General features: G+C 69.8%; 5 protein-coding genes. All 5 read left to right on the top strand.

Features of this window, described 5'->3' with window-relative positions; translation table 11 throughout:
• On the top strand, positions 1-939 hold a 939-nt coding region (locus tag AOK08_RS20135), incomplete at its 5' end, for an aldehyde dehydrogenase family protein (protein ID WP_241827020.1).
• Entirely contained in the window at positions 932-1843 is a 912-nt protein-coding gene (locus AOK08_RS20130) for a 3,4-dihydroxyphenylacetate 2,3-dioxygenase (RefSeq protein WP_055527807.1), read from the top strand. The genes AOK08_RS20135 and AOK08_RS20130, both read left to right, overlap by 8 nt.
• Position 1844: 1 nt before the next feature.
• Positions 1845-2690 carry a fumarylacetoacetate hydrolase family protein gene (locus AOK08_RS20125; RefSeq protein WP_055527805.1) on the top strand — a complete coding sequence of 282 codons (846 nt, stop codon included), beginning with the start codon at positions 1845-1847 and terminating at the stop codon, positions 2688-2690.
• A 38-nt stretch (positions 2691-2728) separates the two neighbouring features.
• Entirely contained in the window at positions 2729-3367 is a 639-nt protein-coding gene (locus tag AOK08_RS20120; RefSeq protein ID WP_055527802.1) for a TetR/AcrR family transcriptional regulator, read from the top strand.
• A gap of 162 nt (positions 3368-3529) precedes the next feature.
• A partial coding sequence (locus tag AOK08_RS20115; RefSeq protein ID WP_198539317.1) for an APC family permease occupies positions 3530-4367 on the top strand: 838 nt, incomplete at its 3' end.

Genomic DNA, 4367 nt, shown 5'->3' with positions numbered 1-4367 from the left:
GTGATCCTCAAGCCCGCCGAGTGGTCCCCGCTCACCGCGTCCCTGCTGGCCGACATCGCCGCCGAGGCGGGACTGCCCGCCGGAGTGCTGAACGTCGTCCAGGGCTACGGCTCCGAGATCGGCGACGCGCTCACCTCGCACCCGGACGTACGGCGGATCAGCTTCACCGGATCCGTCCCGACCGCCAAGCACATCGCCGCCTCCGCCGCCGCGAACCTCACCCCGCTCAGCCTCGAACTCGGCGGAAAATCCCCGCTGCTGGTGTTCGCCGACGCCGATCTGGAGCTGGCCGTCGATCTCGCCGTGGAGCAGTACGACAACGCCGGGCAGGTCTGCCTGGCCGCGACCCGCATCCTTGTCGAGGAGTCGATCGCCGACGAGTTCACCCGGCGGTTCGCCGACAAGGCGGCCCGGCTGACGCAGGGCGACCCGCGCGACGAGGCCACCGACCTCGGCCCCAACATCCACCCCCGCCAGCTGGAGAAGATCGACGGGTTCGTGCGGCGCGCCCTCGCCGACGGCGCACGGGCCGTGATCGGCGGGCGCCGTACGGACGAGGACGGGCAGTACTACCCGCCCACGCTGCTCACCGACGTCGCCCAGGACTCGGAGATCGTCCAGGAAGAGGTCTTCGGGCCCGTCCTGACCCTCCAGACCTTCACCGACGAGGACGAGGCCGTCCGGCTCGCCAACGACACCCGGTTCGGGCTCGCCGCCACCCTCGCCACCGGTGACCACGAGCGCGCCGAACGCGTCACCGAGCGGCTCGTCGCGGGCACGGTCTGGGTCAACTGCTTCTTCGTACGCGACCTCCAGGCCCCCTTCGGCGGCTCCCGCCACTCCGGGGTCGGCCGTGAGGGCGGCACCTGGAGCTTCGACTTCTACTGCGACCTCAAGAACACCGTCACCGCGCCGAACGGATGGAACGACCATGGGTGAAATAGTCGGGGCGGGCCTGCTCGCCCACGTCCCCACCATCGTGCTGCCCGAGGCCGACCGGCTGGAGCTGAACAAGGGCCGGGAGATCACCCTCGTCACCGGCCTCCACCAGCTCCGTAAAGAGGTCTTCGAGCGCGACGACTACGACACCGTCGTCGTCCTCGACTCGCACTGGGCCACGACGGTGGAGTTCGTCGTCAGCGGTCAGCAGCGCCGGGCCGGGCTGTTCACCTCCGAGGAGCTGCCGCGCGGCATGTGCCGGATGCCGTACGACTACCCCGGCGACCCCGAACTCGCCGAGAACATCGCCCGGTTCGCGGACAAGCACGGCACCTGGATCACGTCGATCGACGACGACTATCTGCCGGTCTACTACGCCACCATCAACCTCTGGAAGTTCCTCGGCGAGGGCCTGCCCGACAAGCGGTGGGTGACCATCGGCGTCTGCCAGACCGGTGACATGGAGGACCATCTGCGGCTGGGGCGGGCGCTCGCCGACGGCATCGCCGCCACTCCGGGGCGCCGCGTCATCGTCATCGCCTCCGGTGCCCTCTCGCACACCTTCTGGCCGCTGCGCGAGATCCGCGACCACGAGGCCAGCGACCTGGAGCACATCTTCACGCCGGAGGCCCGCGCCGCCGACGAGGAGCGCATCGCCTGGTTCAAGGAGGGCCGTCACGACCAGGTCCTCGACACCATGCCGGAGTTCTGGAAGTACAAGCCCGAGGCGAAGTTCTTCCACTACCTGATGATGGCCGGCGCCCTCGGCGAACAGGCCTGCACCGCACCCGCCCGCCAGTACGGCGAGTACGAGAACTCCGTCGGCACCGGCCAGGTCCACCTGTGGTTCGACCGGCCCGCCGCCGGCTGGACCGCCCCCCGAACCCCCGTACAGGAGCACTGACATGCCCGAATACCGTCGCATCCTGCTCGACGGCGCCACCGTCCAGGTCATCGTCGAGGGGGACGAACTCGTCGCCGGGGACGGCCGCCGGGTCAAGATCGAAGAGGCGCAGCACCTGCCTCCGGTCGTGCCCTCCAAGGTCGTCGCCGTGCACCTCAACCACCGCAGCCGCGTGGACGAGTTCCAGATCGAACTGACCTCCACCCCCACCTACTTCCACAAGCCGACCTCCTCCCTCAACTCCCACAAGGGCGCCATCGTCCGCCCCGAGGGCTGCAAGTGGCTCAACTACGAGGGCGAGGTCGCCATCGTCATCGGGAAGACCGCGCGGAACATCTCGCAGGCCGAGGCGGGGGAGTACATCGCCGGTTACACCGTCGCCAACGACTACGGCCTGCACGACTTCCGTGACACCGACGCCGGCTCGATGCTCCGCGTCAAGGGCTCCGACACGCTCTGCCCGCTCGGCCCCGGCCTCGTCACCGACTGGGACTTCCGCGGCAAGTACCTGCGCACGTACGTCAACGGCGAGGTCGTGCAGGACGGCTCGACGGACGAGATGGAGTGGGACATGCACTACCTCGTCGCCGACATCGCCCGCACCATCACCCTCTACCCGGGTGATGTGCTCCTCTCCGGTACGCCCGCCAACTCCCGGCCCGTCCAGCCCGGCGACGTCGTCGAGGTCGAGGTCGAGGGGCTCGGACGGCTGACGAACCACATCGTCACCGGGCCGGCCCCGGTCCGGACCGACGTCGGCGCGCAGCCCACCGAGTCCGAGGAGGTGCTGTCGACCGCGCTCGGCGGCGACTGGGAGTTCCGCGGCATCCGGGCTCCCCGACGTTGACCGTGGTCACGGATGGGGTCACAGGTAGGGTCACGGACATGACCGAGCCCGCCGCCCCGCGCCGCCCCCGCAAGCGCGTGACCTACGGAGCCGGCCGCGAGGCCCTGCTGAACGCCGCCGTACGCGTGGTGGCCCGCGGCGGGCTCCGCAAGCTCACGTACCGGGCGGTCGCGGAGGAGGCGGGGGTCACCCACGGGCTCGTCGTGCACCACTTCGGTTCGCGCGACGCGCTGATCGAGGAGGCCCTCACCCACGCCATCCGTTCCTCCCTGACCAGCAGCGACCTCGAAACCGGCACGGGCAGCACGGCCGACTTCACGGCCGGGCTGACGCAGATGGTGGAGAGCGGCCCCGACCTCCAGGCCTTCCAGTACGAACTGCTGCTGGAGTCCCGCCGCAGGCCCGAGCTGCTCCCGCATCTGCGCGCCCTGTACGACGACGAGTACTTCGAGGCCACCCGGCGCGAGCTGGCCCAGCTGCTGCCCGGACCGGTCGGCGAGGGCCTCTCGCGTATGGTGTTTGCCACGCTGGAGGGTCTCGTCCTGCACCAGCTCGTGTTCGGCGAGCGCGAGGTCATCGAGGACGCCCTCGACGAGCTGCGCAACGTCCTGCGGCTCCTGGCCGCCGACCGCGAAGGCCGTGGTGGCCGCGACGGCGACCTCGCCGCCGAGGCCTGAGGCGTATCCGGCTGATTACAGCCGCGCAATAAATCCCGTCAAATCCCGTCGGTGTCGGAATCGCCGGGCCGGACCCCTTGCCAAACGGATAGTTCCACCCCACCATGAGGCAACTCGTTTGGCCTGAAATGATCCTCCCTCTTCCTCTGGCAGGTGATCCGAGTGGACAGTCAGACGGTCTCGACAGAGCAGACCGCGCGGGACGCATCCACCGCAGGCAAGCTCAAGCCCAACGCCCTCGGCGTCCTGGGCATCCTCTTCCTCGTCCTGTCCGCACAGGCACCCCTCACCGGCGTCGCCGGGTCGGTCCCCATCTCCGTCGCCATCGGCAACGGCCCCGGCACCGCCGGCGCGTACGTGCTGGTCGGTGTGGTGACCCTGCTCTTCGCCGTCGGCTTCGTCACCATGGGCCGCCACGTCGTCGACGCCGGCGCCTTCTACACGTACATCGGCAAGGGCCTTGGCCGGACCGCCGGCGCCGGCAGCGCGGGCGTGGCGCTCTTCGCCTACTGCGCCATCCAGGCCGCCATGTACGGGCTGTACGGCTCCATCGTCAACGGACTGGTCAGCGCCCACCTGGGGCTCGACCTGCCGTGGTGGGTGTGGTCGCTGGTCACGATGGCGATCGTGCAGTGGCTCGGCGCCACCGGCATCGACATGGGCGCCAAACTGCTCGCCGTCTTCGTCCTGGCCGAGTTCAGCATCCTGCTGGCCTTCAGCCTGGTCACCCTCTTCAAGGGCGGCGGGCCGGAAGGGCTCGGCATCTCGGAGACCTTCTCGCCGAGCGCCGTGACCCAGGGCGCCCCGGGCATCGCCGTGATGTTCGCCCTCGCCTCCATGTTCGGCTTCGAGGCCACCGCGATCTACGGCGAGGAGGCCCGCGAGCCGAAGAAGACGGTGCCCAGGGCCACCTACCTGGCGATCGTCGTGGTCGTCGGCTTCTTCGCCCTGACCTCCTGGATGCTGGTCGCCGCGCACGGCCCCTCGACGGCCGTCGAGG

The organism is Streptomyces graminilatus, from assembly GCF_001418565.1.
GTDB lineage: Bacteria > Actinomycetota > Actinomycetes > Streptomycetales > Streptomycetaceae > Streptomyces > Streptomyces graminilatus.
Note: the sequence above shows the minus strand (reverse complement) of the source record. Positions and strands in the feature narration are given on the sequence as shown.